This is a genomic window from Flavobacterium psychroterrae (assembly GCF_018380615.1).
GTDB lineage: Bacteria > Bacteroidota > Bacteroidia > Flavobacteriales > Flavobacteriaceae > Flavobacterium > Flavobacterium psychroterrae.
On sequence record NZ_JAGYVZ010000021.1, the window covers coordinates 56958 to 74618 of the forward strand.

A 17661-nucleotide genomic window follows, 5' to 3' on the forward strand; every position below is an offset into this window, starting at 1 on the left:
GTAAAAGAACGAAAAATAGTAAAAGTGGTTAAATCATAATCACACAGAGATAAATAAAATGAAAATAAAATCAATAAAAACAATCTATTTGCCAATAATTATGTTCCTGCTTATATTAGGAACAAATTCCGCAAATGCGCAGTTAACAGAATACGAGTCTATGTATTTTCAAAACCAGTATATTAATAACCCTGCTATGGCAGGGTTAGAGGAAGGGGTAAAACTGAACTTAGGTTACCAAAGACAATGGGACGAAGTTCCCGGTAATCCAATATTAATGAATGCCACCTTTGAATACAATTCAGGAAATAGAACAGGGCTAGGATTAAACGTTACTAGTGACAGAGCCGGTTTAATCAATAGAACAAGAATAATGGGAACCTATGCTTATCATTTACCGATAGGAGTAGAAGACAAAATTCATTTTGGATTGTCTGCGGGTGCAAAATTTGCATCAATTGATTACAGTAAAATGGTAGGGGATAAAGATGATGTTGTTCTACAGAACTTTAATGAAGGAGCACAATTAGATGGAGATTTAGGTATTGCCTATACCAGTAGATTATTGACAGTTCAGGCATCATTGCCAAAACTTCATAATCTTTTCTATGAAAATGATAATGGAGTAAAAAATTACGCAGATCGCTCTACTTTTTATTCAGCTGTAAGTTACAAGATATTATTATCTAATTACGATGAAAACTTAAATATTGAGCCATTGGTTGCGTACAGAGGTGTTAAAGGACACAAAGATATTTTAGATATGGGGGGAAGATTTAATTTCCCGGATTATAAAATGAATATATCTGCATTTTACCATACCAATAGTATTGTTTCAACAGCATTTGGAATTTCACTTGATGATTTAGGCGTTTTCCTTGCTTATTCTAAATATTTTGGAAGTTTGGGTGCTTATGCAAACAATACTTTTGAAGTTGGACTGAATTACAAAATGAAATAAAAAAATTAAGAAGTTTATTTAAAAAGCTAAGGAATATGTGATGTATTTCTTAGCTTTTTTTTTTGAATGTTTTTAGATTTTTAGATTTTCTATAAATGATGCAATTTAGTATGTCTTTCTTGTAAATGTATCATTTAAATAATTTTAGAAAAAAGTGTATTTTATTTATTGTTCATGAAATACCCTGCTATTTTGTCCTGAGAATAAATGCAGTTGAAAAACAAAAAAACAAAATAGGAATAATTAAAAAGTATATAATCCAACTTGTACCTGATGCAGCAGTAAATGAAGGTCTACTATTAGCAATTAATCAAAGTAATTTTATAATTGTTTCTGAAATTCGAGTTCTGCAATAATTTGTTTCTTCATGGTAGTATTAATATAATCTTTAGCTTCGGCATAAGAGATATTGTATTTACGCAAAATTGCTTGTAAATGAACAGGAAAGTCGGAGAGCAATTTATCATAGTAAAGATTTAATTCACTGTCATTTGGCATTTGGAATGCTAACCGCAATTGAAATCTTCTTAGCAATGCAGTATCAATAGAATGATAATGATTTGTTGCACAAATAAGTAAACTATCAGTTGGAAAATAATCAATCAATTGAATAATTGTATTGACAAGACGCCTCATTTCACCCACATCTTTATCATCGCTATCGCGACTTTTGCCAATTTGGTCAAATTCATCTAAAAATAATACAGCCTTTTCCCTGATAGCTTTGTCGAATATGGCTTTTACATTTTTAGATGTTTCACCAATTCGCGCATTAATTAAAGTACTCAGGTTTATAATAACAATATTTTTATTTAAAGCAGTAGCAATAGCTTTTGCCGTAGTTGTTTTACCACAGCCGGAATGTCCGTGAAGTAATATTTTATTATCTACTTTAAGATTGTACTTTTTTAATTCCTCCAGATATTGATGTTCTTTAATCGTCTGAGTTAAAGCAATTTTATTTTCATCACTAAAAAGTAAATCGGCTAAAGCTATTTTTTCGGTATCGTTTACGGTAAGTTCGTATAGATTCATTAGAATTTTATTTGATGCAAAATTATAGTTTATTCCGTGATATTCACCTTCAAAATTTCTTTTCAATAGTTAAAAATAAAGAAACCAAATGTCGAGGTTGAGATTGAATCAACATTTGGTTTCTTTATTTTTAATTTACGAATAGATTTATCAGAATAACATTTAATTATTTACTTCTGATGATAAAAAAAACGTTATTCCTCAAAGACTTTTTCAGTATTTACAGGATTATTTTCCTGATAGATTTTTTGTCCAATAACGCCTTTGTCTCCCAATGCACGACCTTTTATTAGCCAGGCAATTCCGAAAGCAAATAGCGAAAGAGCTTCAAAAACTAATGTAGAATAATTAAATAAATTAAAAGTTTCGGCTATAGGAACCATAATTACAAAAACTATAATTGAATAACCACAAACTCTATAAATGTTATTTTCGTTCAGTATACTTTTAGGCGTTCTGGTTTCGTGTTCCTGCCCAATTGTAAAAACATTAATTGCCAATAAAGCAAAAATCAAAAATAAGAGAGCGGCAAAACCATAATGAAGCCAGCCTAACCATTTTTCGGAATAAGGAATAAGAGTGTAAATTTTAGCTTTAAAATCATCAGGATTTGTTGGGAACAATGCAACGCCCAAAGCCATTATTCCGGCAATATTAGTAAGTAAATTATCATTTTTCCAGATTGAAGAATTTCCGTATCCTTTGTAACAAATTAAAAACAACCCAACGGCACATAAAGTTCCGGTAAAGATTTCTCTTAAGTTCGTATAATAATAATCACTTATAGAAGGCTGAACAGCAGTTTTAAATAATGAAATCAAAGACAGTCCGACCAGAAGTATAGGAAGACTAATTCCTAAATATCCAATGGCACGTCTGATTCGTCTGTAAGTGAAAATATCATAACTTTCAATTTTAATTTCCTTGTCATCAATTTTCATTTTGTTGGTGTATTTAGTTGGTAGTTATTAACTTATATTTTTTTATAACTGAAATAAAAAATCTCAAGTCAGGATTTTTTGCAGTAAACTTCTACTCATTTTTGTACGCAAAAACACAAATTAAGTTTGTACAAATTCGTAAAAGTTGAGGCAAAAAATATAAGCGAAATTATTAAATAGATTTTTTCAATAAAAAACGTAGTGTATAAAATCAAACCTTAGTTATTAGAATCTGTAGTCTCTTCAATCAAAGGATTATAGTTTTTAAATCGAGTATAAACTTCCAAATCTTTGACAAATTCTTTTTTTAAGGTTTTGCGTTTTCCATTTTTGTCCAGAAGATAAATTTCTCTCTCCTGATTTTCTAAGGAAACACCGGCAAATTCTCTTAAACTGTCTTTTTCTAATTTCAAAAAAACGGTTGTATTTCCTCCATAAACTAGCCAGGCATCAACACAATCCAAAAGTTTATTATATTCTAAATTTGGATAATGATCAGAATTTTTCATCAATATAAATTCCTTTTTGACTTTGTCGAAAATAAGGAGTTTTCTAATTTCATTTGCTCCTCTTGCGGCAACAGAAGATTTGAAAGTTAAATCATTGAAACCATCGTTATTAAAATCCTTAAGTTCCGGTTCACAATTAGTAACGCCATCTTTTAAATATTCCAGTTGTTGATGTAAAACCCACTTTTGATTTCTTTTTTCAAACAAATGAATTTCAACATACGAACTGTCATTACTTCTAAATTGTTCGACAATAAGTTTAAATTTCCCTTTGATTCCCACTTGAGTGCTATCAGTAAAAGTTTCCTCTAAAACAGTTTTTATAGTATCTGATTTAGCTTCAGGTTTAATTATTACTTTTTTTGTAGATTCTTTTTTAAGAGATACTATTTTCTCGTTATTTTTTTGCGAGCAACTAACTATTGAAAATAATAGTATGAAAATTATTGATTTCACCATTATTGATTTACTTCTTAGAAAATATATTCTCCACAACCCACGCCGGACCAATCATTAAAAATTGAAGATCTTTCAGGAAAGAGGGTTTTTTGCCCTCAATATTATGTCCGTAAAATTGCCCGATCCACGCAATCGCAAAAACACCAATTGAGAAAATCCATAAAGGAAAAACCTGTGCGATATAATAATTAACCACCAAACAAATCGCCGAGAGAACAGCAATTTTCAATGCCATAGAAAAAGATAATCGAATATAGAAAATGAGAACAAAAATTAGTACAACAACAGCCCAGTTTTCAATAATAGGAGCGTTTAGTTGTAGCGTATTTGCAATAATGCCGCTGGGAATACTCATTAATAATCCCACTATAGAAAAGTAAATCGCAGGAACGCAAATATAATGTATTGCTTTGTTTTTCGGGTTTTGATGACTTACAGCATATTCTTCAAACCATTGGTCTAATGTTCTCATTGTTTTGGGTTTAGATATATGTAAATCTAATAAAATTTCTTTTTGCTTAGTCGCAGTTGTTATCTTTTCTTTGAAATTGAGAAACTGTTTAAAAGCGAAATGCGCAAAGTCAGAAACATTTACGCATTTTTATAAAAAGTATTTATAAACAAATTCAGTATCAAAAGATATTATTAGTATCTGTTACCAAAATTAATTTTTGAAATCGGCTTCTGTCAAAATCAATTCTGCTAGCTTTAACAGCAATCGGAAAATGAATTTCGGCATTAGAAACCATTCTTAATTTATTTTGATTGTCAATTGTAAAATCAAGTTTTCCGCTTGCAACTTCGTTTAGACTTGCAATTAGATTATTATCTAAAGTAAAATCGGTTTCAATATCAACAATAAGGTTTTTTGCAAATACCGTTCCTGTTACAATTAAGATATAATTGCGATTTGCATTTTTTAGCAAAGAAGGATTTGGATGCAGAAAATCTGCCGAGAATAAATAATCTTCAATATTGCCAATCGTATATTCTTTTGTAACGGAATTATCATAACTTATTGTTACGGTTTTTCCGGATTTGATAGTATTCGCAATTTCAAATGCACCAAGTCCAAGTGTCTTTAATATTTCTTGTAATAACGTAATACCAATATTAAAGCCGTAATCATCTTTTTGAGTAGAATTTATGCTTAAAGCCGGATTCTCAATCTCCGTTAATGCAACATTACTTGTAAAGGCATGTTCAATACTGGCATAATAAAGCTGCGCTTCGTCAAATGGTTTTTTTAGCCATAATTGCAATGGTTTATGGTTTCTAACAGGTCCTTCGATAATGTCATAACCTTGTTCGCTTAAAAATTTTGTAAGTTTCATTTTATTGTTTTTTAGATTAACATATTGATATGGGGTATTTTGGTATGCTTTCTTTTACAATGAAATACAAATTAAATCTTAGTTTAATTTTAATATTTGTCTTTATTTATTTACAAAGCTAAACAATATGCAGCAAATTAAGGTTACAATTGTGTTAGATTTATGGGTGGTAAAAAGAGAATCTAAAATGCTCAAAAACTTGTTTTTGGTTTTAAACTGTAGACAAAGTATAAGCAGGTTGTTTTAGATTTAAAACAATAAACTTAGATTATATCCTATTTTACTATTTTAAAAACGTATAGCGGATAAGTGTTGTCCCGCCGATCCTTAATTTTGTTCTGATTAAAATTACTATCAAATACCTAAATTATGTATCCAAAAAATTTAAAAGAATCAACACCAATTATGCTCTCTATTATTTTAGAAAATAAAGAGAATAATACATCAGTAAGAAAATACGATTATTATAATAATTACAATCGTAAAAATAAAAAACAAGACCTGCAATTCATTTTTGGCTCGTTGATTATTTTTACTTTAATTTCTTCATTTTTGGCATTATTAGTTATGGTAATTCTGCCTTGAAAATAGTATAAAATCTATTTTTGATTGTACTCAAAAACATTATCCCATAATTCATCAATTGTCACAAGTGCTTTCTCTAAAGCTATAACTTGCCATTTGCCATTTGTTTCTATACCAAGACCAATATTTTTTAATTTTGACAAAGCATCTTTTACGTTAAAATCCAGATCTGTGTTGAGCTTAGTTTTGAACCAGTTTTCAATTTCATCGTCAAGTTCCTGAGCAGTTAAAGGTTTTTCGCTTCTATACAAAAACGTGTATGCCAGAATGGTTTCCTTAAGCACTTCCTCTTCAGATGAATTTAATAAGGAGTAAAAAGCACCGCTATTGTTTCCTAAATTCTTAAAATAAAGACTGTCTGAAAGTATTTTTGAATATTTAATTTTCTTGTTTACAAAATTACTGTATTGACGAAATAAGTACAAAGACAAGATTCCCAAAGCAATTAAACCTTGATTTAATGAAGCTTTACTGTTTAGTAAATCAATCGCTTCGCCAGTTTGGTATGCTCCATACATACCTATTAATGCAGGAATTACGGTAGTACTCAATAATGAAATTCCGCCGCCAATACCCGGAACCCAAAAGAATAATTTGTCCTTTGCAGACATTCTTGGAATTGCGTTTGGAAAAATGGTTTCGATATCATTTTTTGGAACTCGTTTGAAAATTTTTAAGGCAATAGTTCCCGGATCAATAGGCATTTTTCCTAATTTGACTTTTTTCTCTGTAAGATAATCTTCCTCATTATAATTAAGATAAATCATTACACGGTCATAATATTCAATCTCAATTTCTTTTTTCCAAAAGATATATTTTTTGACTTTTTCTTTAGCTTTATGATGACCACGAACGTATAATTCGTAATCTTTAAAAGCATTAAAATCAATTGATAGCCTCAAACCTATTAAATCTGAGTCTTCAAAGGCTTTGTCTAAAGTTTCCTCATCGATTCTGCGATAATTACCTTGCTCTAAAACTGTTCGAAGGGTTTGCTTAAAAACTGTGAAATCGCTTTTTCCTAAAAAACTTTTGCGTTCTTTTACGCTTAAATCCGGATCAAATAAAGCATAATGCTGTTTTAAATTTCGGTTGAGGTTAAAAGCTTCATAATGAAAATAATGTTCGATGATATCAAATAGTTTTTTGAAATCGTCGATTTTTTTTTGATCATGATCGAAATAGGTTATTTGTTGTTCGAGTAAGAATTCCTTATTAAACGGAATATAATGTTCTCGTGTCATACAGATTTTGGTCTTAAATTTGTGGCATTTCCAGAAGACAAAAATAGCATCCGAAATTGATTTTGGAAGTCATTTTGTATTAAAGTTTAGTTATTTTCTATTTAAAAGGTAAAGGTTAAAAATAAGGCAATTTCAAAGTATATAAATACATGGATATTACACAACATTTATACAGAAACTTTACAAAAAGTGTAGTTGAGATTATTGTAAATTTGGATGGATTGATTTTAGGAATAATCTTAATTTAAAAATTGTAAACAAAAAAAATAAAGTAAATTACTACTCAATATGGAAAATGTACAAACAACTAAAACGCAAAATTTCTTCAGAATATTATTGGGAATTTTTATGATACTGGCAGCAATTGGTCATTTTACATATCAAAGAGATGACTTTCAGGCACAAGTTCCTAACTGGATTCCACTTGAAAAAGATCTAGTTGTACTACTTTCCGGAATAGTAGAAATAGCATTAGGACTTTGCATGGTATTTTTAACGAAGTATAAAGTAAAAGTAGGAATTGCATTAGCATTATTTTACGTTATGGTTTTTCCTGGAAATATTGCCCAATATTTAAATGGAACCAGCGCTTTTGGACTTGACACAGATCAGGCTCGTTTGATAAGATTGTTTTTTCAGCCCGTTTTAATTTTTATGGCTTTGTGGTCCAGTGGAGCAATTGCTTATTTTAGAAGAAATTCGAATATTTCTTAAAAGAGGCGTAAAGTTATAAAGCTTTAAAGAGGTAAAGGTTTTGTAATTAGCGTGAAACTTCAAACTTGAAACAAAAAGCATTTCCCAAATCTCTTCACAATAAAGTCGATTTGTGGCTTGAGCCATTTCTATTAGTCTACCTTACCAAAAAAAGAATGACAATAGAGGACAAAGTTCAAAAGGTTGAAGCATTATTTGATCGGCTTGAAATTGAAGTTTCTGCATTTAAATCTGCTACTCATTTGTATTGCAATACAGGTTGTGGCAAATGTTGTTCGACACCCGATATTGATGCATCTCCATTAGAATTTTTGCCGTGGGCGTTTCATTTATTTTTGAATGGCAAAGCCGAGGAAACTTTAATGCTCATAAACAATTCAACTACAAAAAATTGTTTATTATATCGTCCGCTTTCTGTTTTAGAATATCATAAAGGAAATTGCAGTAATTACCGTTACCGCGGATTAATATGCAGACTTTTTGGTTACGCCGCAAATACCGATAAATATGGAAAATTACGGTTAGCAACTTGCAAAATAATAAAGGAACAACAACAAGAAAACTTCAATGCAGCCGAAGAGTCAATTTTAAAAGGGCAATATGTGCCTATTTTTACCGATTACTACATGCAGCTGGCGCAAATTGACCTTAGAATGGGCGTTATTTTACTTCCAATAAATGAAGCTTTAAAAATAGCGATTGAAGAAGTTTTGCATTATTATGCCTATAGACCATTTCCTGGCGGATTAGAAAATATCGCTTAGGATTTTTTTCGATTACATCATTTCTAAATTTCCATTAAGGTTACACGAATATTTGGTGATAGACTTTTCTAATAAATCTCAATTTTCAGCATATTACTTTTTGAAGAATCACCGCAAGCAGCCCAGCATAATAGGAGATGCTGTGCGTGCTTATTGCGGTGCCTCAACTCCTTTTCAGGATTTACGTAGGACAGAAATAATAACTTGAGTAATATAGGTAAATGAGGGAGTCAGTAGCTCCCTCATTAAATACAGCAATAAAAGAAACAATGAAATTTTTAAAAATTGCTGTATTGTAATTGTTGCTTTTAGGACTTCTCTAAAAAAAAGAACTTGTCAATAAGGATTTCTGTTTACAATTATTAAATGTGATTATGGTTTTTGATCTTTTAATTGTTCTGCTTTAGTTTCAATTGCTTTTTTTGATTCATTATTGAGCTTATTGTATTCCACTTTTATCATGTCCGAAATATGCCCTACACGATCGCCTCGTATCGATTTGCGAATATAGTCGTCAGAATATCCGTACTTATTTTTTATAATCTTTAGGATTTCTTGGTTATAACTTGGTTTAGTTTTTATATTTTTGCCCATCGCTTTGTTTGTATTATCAACGAGACAAATATAGTAGGATATTTCTTAAATAACTAATTAATGTAGGATTTTTTCTAAAAAAAATGCTTTATGGCAGAAAATACAATACAAAGAATTAAACAATACCTTGACTATAAAGGTATTAGAGTCAGTGTTCTGGAGAGAGAAGTTGGGATGTCTAATGGTTCATTTGCCAGTCAACTGAAAAAGAATAAGACAATCGGAATCGATAAATTAGAAAATATCTTAAATCGGTATAGGGACATCAATATTGAATGGCTAATGACCGGTGACGGAAATATGATAAAATGGGATGTTTTGCATGAAAAAAATACCAGACTCTATCAAAAAACAGGAAAAGCAATCGATAATCCTGAGATTCCGCTTTATGATATTCAAACTACAGCAGGAATTATTGATTTGTTTGGAGACAACGAAAATCAGAAACCTGTTGACCTTATCAGAATCCCAAAAATTTCTAATTGTGATGGTGCATTATATGTTACCGGCGATAGTATGCATCCGCTACTAAAAAGTGGGGATATTGTGGTGTATAAAAAAATATATAATCTGGAACAGAATATCATCTGGGGCGAAATGTATCTTATCTATGTTAACAATGACGATAATGAATACTTTTTTACCCGTTTCCTAAAACAATCTGATCGCGAGTCATATGTACAGTTTGTAGCCCAAAATCCGGAACATCAAACATTAGAGTTTCCGGTAAGCAGTATAAAGTCACTTGCGCTGGTTAAAGGTTCAATTAGAATTAATTCGCAGTTTTGATTTAAAAAGTTGTTAAGGTTTTGAGTTGCTGAGATTCTTAGTTAAAGTTATTTCTCTTAGACAAAGTAACCCAACAATTGCCATTTCGACAAAGCAGGAATCCTTGCAAGAAACTACGCAAAGATTTTTCTGGACGGAGTTATTTGCGGAGATTGCTTTACCAATTAAAAATCGATGATGTCTTCGTTCCTCAAAATAACAAAATACTCTAAAAAAAAGTGAGATCTTTAATCGATGGGCATCGATTAAAGATCTCACTTTAATTGTTCCAAAAAAAATGACAGCATTTATAATTTCCTATTCGGGAAAACTATGTATCTTAAGTAAAAATTATTTACCGCAATTTTACTACTTAATAAAGTTTCGGCAATGCGTATTTATACCTGTTTTTGGCTATTTTTTGCCGTGAAAGTAAAAAACGCAAAGTTTTTATTTGTTGAAAAAAAACATAGTAGTCATCTTTACCATTCGCGCCATTCTTCGGTGATATCTTCAGAGATATGATTGTAGCCTTTAAGATGTCCTGCGAAAATGATAATATCGACAATTTTTTCTCTTTGTTCGGTTTCTACAAGTTCATATTCGCAACTTTCATTAAGATGATTAATCGCTAAAACCGTTTTTTTTACGCTTTGAATCCCCGTTTCTCTTGAATCTGTTTTTGCAATTTCGTCAAGGAAATCCTCAAGTAACGACATACATTTTTGAACGTCGTTTGAGGTATAATCAGCTTCGCCGAGTTCTATAAAATCGGTCATGTTTCGCTCTAAACTTTTGTAGGTTTTATTGATGTGCGTGTTCTCCTTTAAATTCATTTTTAGATTTGGGGAATTTTAGTTCAAATGAGGCAACTTAAGTATGTAAATATGACTTTTTTAAATGTTTTCAATCAAATGTAAACCTTTAATTATTACGCTAAGTTAATTATTTAAGTCTGAAAGCTTATTGTTTTTGTAAGATATTTTTTTAATAAGTTAGTCAAAAAGCAAAAAAACCAGATAACATCATTTAATTGATTTTATCTGGTTTAAAATTTATATTATGATTTAAATTGTCAAATTTATTCGTTCGTGTTGTGAATATCTGAAGGGTTGGATTTTTATTTTTGATTTGATTCAATTCTTTTTAATTCAATTATCTTTTCAATATATAATTTCAGATTTTCTCTTTCTAACGAAAATAAAGCATTTTCATCTTCGGTGCTTAAATATAAATTGGCAATACTTTCGGCATCCATTTTGTTATTTACATGATGATTTTCGACATATTTTATCAGTTCGTCTAAAAAAAGTTCATGTATACGTCCTTTCTCTAATGTTTCCTCGTCACCTTCTTTTATTTTGTCCATTTCTGCTTCCGGTAAATCTATAGTGAGGTAGGTATAGTCAACAGGAACTTTTGAAAGTATTTCTTTAGTGACTTTTCCGGTGCCCAAACAATATGCACAAGGAGCGGGCGTCCATTTTAAGATTTTATCTAATCGACGTATATCTTCCCAGTCAACAAATGCTTTCCCTTGACAACGCGGACATTCTAAATCTGAATTTCTAAATAGGAGATTAAAAAGAGTCATTTTTCTACAATTATTTTAACGATTAGTGGCGTGGCTAATATAATTATTTATGTAAGAAAAATTGGTTTAGGGATAGTTTTTTTTGAGGAAAAAATCTATGGGAAACTAAAATGAGTGATTTTATAGGGTTATAAAAGGAAGTATTAACTATTTAGTACAAATTTACGGAATAGTTATAAGGCCAATTAGAATTATGGAACATGTTGAAATTAACTTTATTTTTGAAAAATCTTATATACTTTAAGCCAATAAAAAATGATAAGCGAAAAAATAAATCCAGCTATAGTAAGTTTAATATTAAAGATTTTATCCATAAAAATCCAATTATCCTGAATAGATTCTTCATCTGGATTACAGATATATGCCATTTGTTCTTGTTTATTTACCCAGGCATAATAAAAAATGGATTGGCTTAATGTATCGGGAAAAGTTTCAATACTAACTTCATCTTCAAATAGTGCATCACCATCTGGGGCGTTTAAATTAAAAATAGTTTTATAGTTGTCAAATTTTTTAGACAAACCGTAATTAAGATTTCTTTTATTTTTACTTCCTATTGTTACAGAATAGCTAGAATCTAATAAAACATATTTTTTAGTGTATAGTTCAGGATTTTGATACATTTCTTTATGTTTAAAATAAAATGTCAAGTTACTTCCTGCTAATGCAATTGATACAAGAAAAGTGAAACACGCAAATAAAAATAAAATGCCTTTTAATCCATTCATTAATAATTATTTTAAATTTTTTAGGTTGATTCTAAAAGATAAAGCACAAGTTACTTTATCTTTTAATGGTTTAAAAATAGCTAAAATTGTTTAGTAAATTAAGGATTACAATACTTTATAAATAATATTTATGTTGAAATATCTTTATGGACGCAGTTAGACTATCAAGTTTGTTTCAATTGAATAGATAGCGCGGATTTGCAATCCGTGCCCGCATGTTTCAGCAATAGTGAAAAAAATTACATCTCATCTTTACGGGCAAGAATTGCAAATCCGCGCTATCGTTGCGTTTATTAATTCAGACCAAATCTCAGCATTTAATAATTCTGTATTTTGTAGAAATCCATAATCGATTAAATTTATTTACAAATATTTACAAAAAACCAAAAAACAAAAAAAGCCCAACCATTAAGTTGAGCTTTTCAATATTATCTAATTGACAAATTATCTCATTATCAAATTATCCAACAAAATCTGATATTTCCTTCCCACAGGAACAATCTCCCCATTAAACATAGTAAGTGATTTAAAAGTAATAGAAGTAATTTTAGTAACATTTACAATAAAAGAGCGATGCACTTGCACAAAATTAGTGCTGTCAATTTCTGCCGAAATACTGGAGAGCGAACCGTAAATAATGATAGGCGATTTTAGTTTTATGCTGTAAAGCTTCATATAGTTGCCCAGACTTTCGATATAAATAATATCCGTTAAAAGCGTTTCTGTTATTTGTCCGTTTAAGCGGTGAGAGAGGGTTTTTGCATTTGTAGTGATTTCTTTTTTTGCGGTATTTCCAGAGAAATAAATCTTGGCTTTTTCGATTGCTTTTGAGAATTTTTCGAACGAAATAGGTTTCAGTAAATAATCAATAGCATCGTTTTGATATGCCGAAAGTGCAAAGTCAGAATATGCCGTTGTAACAATCGTTAAAGGTCTTTTGGGTTGTAACTCCATCAATTCAACACCGGAAATTACAGGCATATTAATATCCAGAAAAATAATATCGTAGTGGTTTTCGTTGAGCATTTTTACCGCTTCCATTCCGCTAAAAGCACTTCCGGAATGTTCCAGATCGTCAAATTTAGAGATGTGCGATGCGAGCGCTTTATGTGCCGGCGATTCATCGTCTATGATAAGACAGCGGTAGGTAAGTGCCATAGTTTTAATTTTACGATAAAGGTATTCTTTTCTTTTTTGCAGTTTAGTTCATGTCGCAAACCGTAAACTTCAAGGCGTCTTTTAAGGTTTTCGATTCCAATTCCGGTGCTTGAAAGCCGCGACCCGGATTCCAGGAAATTGTTTTTTAAAGTAAATGATAATTGATTGCATTTTACTTTTACATCTACAATAATATAAGGTTTAGAAGTTTCGGCAGAGAATTTAACCGCATTTTCGACCAAAGGCAAAAAGAACAAAGGCGGAATATCAATATTGTCAAAATCGCCTTCAAAATGCTGTGTAACTTCAAGGCGCTCATTCTGAAAAGTATAATATTCAATGTATTTTTTTATAAACGCAATTTCTTCTTCCAGTAAAACAAAATCTTTTTTGCTAGCTTCAATCTGGTAACGCAACATATCTGAAAGATTAAGGATTCTGTCCGGCAATTTATCAGGATCAGATAATGATTCTCCGTATAAATTATTCATGGCATTCAACAAAAAATGCGGATTAAGCTGTTGTTTTAAAAACGAAAGTTCTGATTTGAAATTGATGATTTCCTTATCTGTTTCAGAGAATTTTTTAGTGATTACGATATGAATAAAATAAAAGAAAGTTCCGTTAGTAATTAACGATAATATTTGAAGTGTTTTTAAATTTCCAAGTCCTGCAATTGGAAAAAACCAGTTCATGAAAAAGTAAAAAAGCGTCCAGTAAACCAAAAGAAGTGTGAAAAACAGTTTGAACTTTTTCCTGAACAGAAACGGTTTTATAATAAAAACATTGAAAATAGTAATCCAGATAATACAAGGAAAATAACCAGACGCAATTTTGGTCAGAATATAAGTCCAGTCGTGTCCGTCAAGTCTTATTTCATCATAAACACAGGCCAGAATGATACCGTATATAAGAGCGTTTACGATGAGGTTTCGGAGAAAAAAGTTTTGATAAATTTTAAGAATCTTCATAACGGCAAAATTAGCGTAATATTATAAGGTTTACTTTTTTAGAGATTAAAATTATACGAACGCCGTTAGTATAAATGATACGCCATTAGTATAATTAAACTATTATAATAAGAGCATCTCAATTACTTTTGTCTCAAGTTCCAAATACCAACTCAAGAACAATCTAATTCAAGTTTATGAAATCAAAAATCATTTCTTTAATCGTCGTGTTTACGTCTTTGCAAGCCATGGCTCAGGAAAAAGAACCGGGAATGAAAACTTTAGGTAAAGCAATAGTAGACAAATTCCCGACAACAAGAACTTTTGATGTTCAATATGAACAATTAGGACCATCAAATTATGATTCGAAGCTTTTTGGAGATCGTTTTGAAAAAGGAAGAATCGAAAGTCACAGCAGATTTAAAGCGGCTTTTAATATGCCGTTTTATGCATCAAAATCTAAAAGATTGGTATTAACGACTTCTTTACGTTATAAATATGAAAGTTACAGTTTTGGTGATATCTACAATTATACCAGCACGCAAACTTTTACAAGAGGCAACCAGGATTTTAATTATTGGGCCGGGGCAGTAAGCGCGACCTATATGTCAACGCTTTTTAAAAAACCAATAATTTACAATGCAACAGTAAGTGTTGATGGAAATGAAGATAACTTACAGCGATTAAAAGGATTTGTATCTGCAATTATAGTTCTTAAAAGAACGCCAAGCACTACAATTACAGTTGGTGCTTTGGGATTATTAGATCCATCATCGATTGTTCCTGTCACGCCGCTTTTTTCAATAAATCATAAGTTTAAAGACTCAAAGTGGGATATGGATTTTATTTTGCCACAGCGCCTTTTGTTTAGAAGAGAATTATCAGAAAACGGAAGGATTTCACTTGGGACCGAGTTAAACTCTGAAAGTTTTTACTTAAATCTAAACACTTCAAATTTAAATGGAGTTTATGAGCTGAACCAGTTGGAATTAAAATCCGGTATTACCTATGAATATTGCTTTACGCCAAAAATAATTGCATTTGTAAAAGCCGGTGTGAACAATATTATTAGTACACGAATCACCGAAAAAGGAGAACGTACCAATAAATATGTATACGATCATAAAGAAGATGCACAAGGATATTTCAGAGTGGGGATATCATACAATCTTTTTCAGCGAAAATAATCTAAAAGCTAAAAATTAAATAAATAGTTATGGTTGTTGAGGTTTTTAAAACAAATGTCCAGAAAGAAGCAGATAAAAATTATGTCATAGCCATAATTCAGACTCATTTTCCGGAGTATAGAATCAATTTTGATATGGAAGACTGCGATAAAATTTTGCGTATCGAAGGCGTTGATTTGCAATGCGATAATATTATCGATCATGTAAACTGTCTGGGTTATACATGCATTCGATTAGATTAATATTTTACTCTATAAAAAACAAGTATAAATACGCGGTTTTATATCATTTTTATCAATAGTTTTGTACAATAATTTCTTAGAAAATTTAGTTATGACAAGTTTCATTATTTCGATTATTCTTTTTCTTTTAAAACAGTTTAGTTAACTGTTTTGATTTTTGATTTTTCATGAATTGCTTTTTCAGATTTGAAAAGGTTGATGTTCTTTTTGGACATTATTTTCTACATTTGTGCTCTTATGAAAAAAGCACTCCATCTCTTTGACTTTTCCCAAAAGGTAAATTATAAAAATGAAATTCTAGCAGGCTTAACAGTTGCCATGACCATGATTCCTGAATCGTTGTCATTTGCTATTTTAGCTGGTTTTCCGCCTTTGGTAGGTTTATATGCCGCTTTTATTGCCGGATTGGTAACTGCTGTTTTTGGAGGAAGACCCGGAATGATTTCCGGTGGAGCTGGAGCAACCGTTATTGTTTTAATCGCTTTAATGAAATCGCACGGCATAGAATATGTTTTTGCCGCCGTTGCAATTGGAGGAGTAGTCCAGATTTGTATCGGACTTTTTAAGCTGGGTAAATTTATCCGGTTAGTTCCTCAACCCGTCATGTTTGGTTTTGTAAACGGTTTGGCAGTTGTTATTTTCATGTCACAACTCGAACAATTTAAAACCGTTATCAACGGACAAACTTCATGGCTGCAAGGAACGCCTTTGTATATTATGCTGGGTTTAGTCGCATTGACAATTGGGATTGTTGTACTGTTCCCGAAGCTTACAAAAGCAGTTCCGGCTTCATTAGTGGCAATAATGGTAGTATTTGCCATTGTATTAATTTTTAATATCGAAACCAAAACTGTCGAAGATATTGCATCTGTTCAAGGCGGATTTCCTTCTTTTCATATCCCGGATATTCCCATATCTTTTGATACTTTCAAAATCATATTTCCGTATTCTGTAATTGTTGTCGCTGTAGGTTTGACCGAAGGTTTGCTGACATTAAATCTTGTTGACGAAATTACCGGAACCAGAGGAAACAGTAATCGTGAATGTATAGCGCAAGGAAGTTCTAATATTTTAAATGGTTTCTTTTTTGGAATGGGGGGTTGTCCCATGATTGCACAAACATTAGTGAATCTTACGGCAGGATCAAGAGCAAGGCTTTCGGGAATTATTGCAGCGTTTACGATTTTAATAATTATACTTTTTGGCGCGCCTGTAATTGGTAAATTGCCAATGGCAGCTTTAGTTGGCGTAATGATGATGGTTGCCATTACAACCTTTGAATGGGCAAGTTTTAAAGTCATTAATAAAATGCCGAAGCATGATATTTTTGTTGGTGTTTTAGTCGCTTTAATTACTATTCTGCTGCATAATCTGGCACTTGCAGTTTTGATTGGAGTGATAATTTCTGCCTTGGTTTTTGCCTGGGAAAGTGCCAAAAGAATCCGGGCCAGACATTATATCGATGAAACAGGTATAAAACATTACGAGATCTACGGACCTTTATTCTTTGGCTCTATAGCCACTTTTATGGAGAAATTTGATATTACAAACGATCCCAATCATGTAATTATTGATTTTAAACAAAGTCGTGTCGCAGATATGTCTGCAATTGAAGCGCTGAATAATTTGACTAAAAAATACAATCTGGTTAATAAAGTAATTGAATTGCAACATTTAAGTCCGGATTGTATCACGCTGCTTAAAAATGCCGAAGCAGTTATTAAAGTAAATGTAATCGAAGATCCTACATATAAAGTGATTTCGTAATAATGACGAATTGTGAATTGAAACAAGTGCCATAGCCCTGATAGTAGTGAAAATCCTTTTGCTTTTTTCTTTAAAAAGCAAAAGATTGAAACGAATAGCAGGAAATAGGTCCTTATTAAATTTCAAT

20 protein-coding genes are annotated in these 17661 nt (G+C 31.1%); 8 read left to right on the forward strand and 12 right to left on the reverse strand.

Features of this window, described 5'->3' with window-relative positions:
* Window positions 1–58 precede the first annotated feature (58 nt).
* Window positions 59–961: a PorP/SprF family type IX secretion system membrane protein gene (locus tag KHA90_RS19465; protein ID WP_213305123.1), complete on the forward strand. Its 903-nt coding sequence runs from the start codon at window positions 59–61 to the stop codon at window positions 959–961.
* A 321-nt stretch (window positions 962–1282) separates the two neighbouring features.
* Here KHA90_RS19465 and KHA90_RS19470 read toward each other — a convergent pair whose 3' ends face one another.
* The 5 genes from KHA90_RS19470 to KHA90_RS19490 all read right to left on the reverse strand — a co-directional run bounded on the left by KHA90_RS19470 (window position 1283) and on the right by KHA90_RS19490 (window position 5239).
* Window positions 1283–1996: an AAA family ATPase gene (locus tag KHA90_RS19470; RefSeq protein ID WP_213305126.1), complete on the reverse strand. Its 714-nt coding sequence runs from the start codon at window positions 1994–1996 to the stop codon at window positions 1283–1285.
* A gap of 194 nt (window positions 1997–2190) precedes the next feature.
* Window positions 2191–2937 carry a hypothetical protein gene (locus KHA90_RS19475; RefSeq protein ID WP_213305129.1) on the reverse strand — a complete coding sequence of 249 codons (747 nt, stop codon included), beginning with the start codon at window positions 2935–2937 and terminating at the stop codon, window positions 2191–2193.
* Between the two features lie 218 nt (window positions 2938–3155).
* Complete coding sequence (locus KHA90_RS19480; protein WP_213305132.1) at window positions 3156–3905, reverse strand: hypothetical protein; 750 nt, start codon at window positions 3903–3905, stop codon at window positions 3156–3158.
* Between the two features lie 7 nt (window positions 3906–3912).
* Window positions 3913–4377, reverse strand: coding sequence for an Mpo1 family 2-hydroxy fatty acid dioxygenase (locus KHA90_RS19485; protein ID WP_213305135.1), 465 nt, complete (start codon window positions 4375–4377; stop codon window positions 3913–3915).
* A gap of 160 nt (window positions 4378–4537) precedes the next feature.
* On the reverse strand, window positions 4538–5239 hold the full coding sequence (locus KHA90_RS19490; protein WP_213305138.1) for a gasdermin: 702 nt from the start codon (window positions 5237–5239) through the stop codon (window positions 4538–4540).
* 369 nt (window positions 5240–5608) lie between these two features.
* Here KHA90_RS19490 and KHA90_RS19495 point away from each other — a divergent pair, with 369 nt between their 5' ends.
* Entirely contained in the window at window positions 5609–5824 is a 216-nt protein-coding gene (locus tag KHA90_RS19495) for a hypothetical protein (protein ID WP_213305141.1), read from the forward strand.
* Between the two features lie 14 nt (window positions 5825–5838).
* Here KHA90_RS19495 and KHA90_RS19500 read toward each other — a convergent pair whose 3' ends face one another.
* Entirely contained in the window at window positions 5839–7068 is a 1230-nt protein-coding gene (locus KHA90_RS19500) for a TMEM143 family protein (RefSeq protein ID WP_213305144.1), read from the reverse strand.
* A gap of 288 nt (window positions 7069–7356) precedes the next feature.
* Between KHA90_RS19500 and KHA90_RS19505 the strand changes: the two genes are divergently transcribed.
* Both KHA90_RS19505 and KHA90_RS19510 read left to right on the forward strand, forming a co-directional pair.
* On the forward strand, window positions 7357–7782 hold the full coding sequence (locus KHA90_RS19505) for a DoxX family protein (protein ID WP_213305147.1): 426 nt from the start codon (window positions 7357–7359) through the stop codon (window positions 7780–7782).
* A 155-nt stretch (window positions 7783–7937) separates the two neighbouring features.
* The gene (locus KHA90_RS19510; RefSeq protein WP_213305150.1) at window positions 7938–8546 is read left to right on the forward strand and encodes a YkgJ family cysteine cluster protein; all 609 of its coding nucleotides are present in this window, start codon (window positions 7938–7940) and stop codon (window positions 8544–8546) included.
* A gap of 372 nt (window positions 8547–8918) precedes the next feature.
* Here KHA90_RS19510 and KHA90_RS19515 read toward each other — a convergent pair whose 3' ends face one another.
* Entirely contained in the window at window positions 8919–9140 is a 222-nt protein-coding gene (locus KHA90_RS19515; protein ID WP_213305153.1) for a hypothetical protein, read from the reverse strand.
* A 90-nt stretch (window positions 9141–9230) separates the two neighbouring features.
* On the opposite strand from KHA90_RS19515, the gene KHA90_RS19520 reads away from it, so the two are divergent.
* Complete coding sequence (locus tag KHA90_RS19520) at window positions 9231–9929, forward strand: S24 family peptidase (protein ID WP_213305156.1); 699 nt, start codon at window positions 9231–9233, stop codon at window positions 9927–9929.
* A gap of 461 nt (window positions 9930–10390) precedes the next feature.
* Here KHA90_RS19520 and KHA90_RS19525 read toward each other — a convergent pair whose 3' ends face one another.
* The 5 genes from KHA90_RS19525 to KHA90_RS19545 form a co-directional block, all read right to left on the reverse strand.
* The gene (locus tag KHA90_RS19525; protein ID WP_213305159.1) at window positions 10391–10744 is read right to left on the reverse strand and encodes a hypothetical protein; all 354 of its coding nucleotides are present in this window, start codon (window positions 10742–10744) and stop codon (window positions 10391–10393) included.
* 284 nt (window positions 10745–11028) lie between these two features.
* A complete protein-coding gene (locus tag KHA90_RS19530) occupies window positions 11029–11502 on the reverse strand; it encodes a hypothetical protein (protein ID WP_213305162.1) in 474 nt (157 codons plus the stop codon).
* Window positions 11503–11717: 215 nt separating this feature from the next.
* On the reverse strand, window positions 11718–12230 hold the full coding sequence (locus KHA90_RS19535) for a hypothetical protein (protein WP_213305165.1): 513 nt from the start codon (window positions 12228–12230) through the stop codon (window positions 11718–11720).
* A 444-nt stretch (window positions 12231–12674) separates the two neighbouring features.
* On the reverse strand, window positions 12675–13388 hold the full coding sequence (locus KHA90_RS19540) for a LytR/AlgR family response regulator transcription factor (RefSeq protein ID WP_213305168.1): 714 nt from the start codon (window positions 13386–13388) through the stop codon (window positions 12675–12677).
* Complete coding sequence (locus KHA90_RS19545) at window positions 13358–14359, reverse strand: sensor histidine kinase (RefSeq protein ID WP_213305171.1); 1002 nt, start codon at window positions 14357–14359, stop codon at window positions 13358–13360. The genes KHA90_RS19540 and KHA90_RS19545 overlap by 31 nt, the downstream gene beginning before the upstream one ends.
* A 176-nt stretch (window positions 14360–14535) precedes the next feature.
* Here KHA90_RS19545 and KHA90_RS19550 point away from each other — a divergent pair, with 176 nt between their 5' ends.
* From KHA90_RS19550 to KHA90_RS19560, 3 genes are all read left to right on the forward strand, one after another.
* Window positions 14536–15525: a DUF6268 family outer membrane beta-barrel protein gene (locus tag KHA90_RS19550; protein ID WP_213305174.1), complete on the forward strand. Its 990-nt coding sequence runs from the start codon at window positions 14536–14538 to the stop codon at window positions 15523–15525.
* 29 nt (window positions 15526–15554) lie between these two features.
* Complete coding sequence (locus KHA90_RS19555) at window positions 15555–15767, forward strand: hypothetical protein (RefSeq protein ID WP_213305176.1); 213 nt, start codon at window positions 15555–15557, stop codon at window positions 15765–15767.
* A gap of 237 nt (window positions 15768–16004) precedes the next feature.
* Window positions 16005–17534 carry a SulP family inorganic anion transporter gene (locus KHA90_RS19560; RefSeq protein WP_213305179.1) on the forward strand — a complete coding sequence of 510 codons (1530 nt, stop codon included), beginning with the start codon at window positions 16005–16007 and terminating at the stop codon, window positions 17532–17534.
* The last annotated feature ends 127 nt before the right edge of the window (window positions 17535–17661 follow it).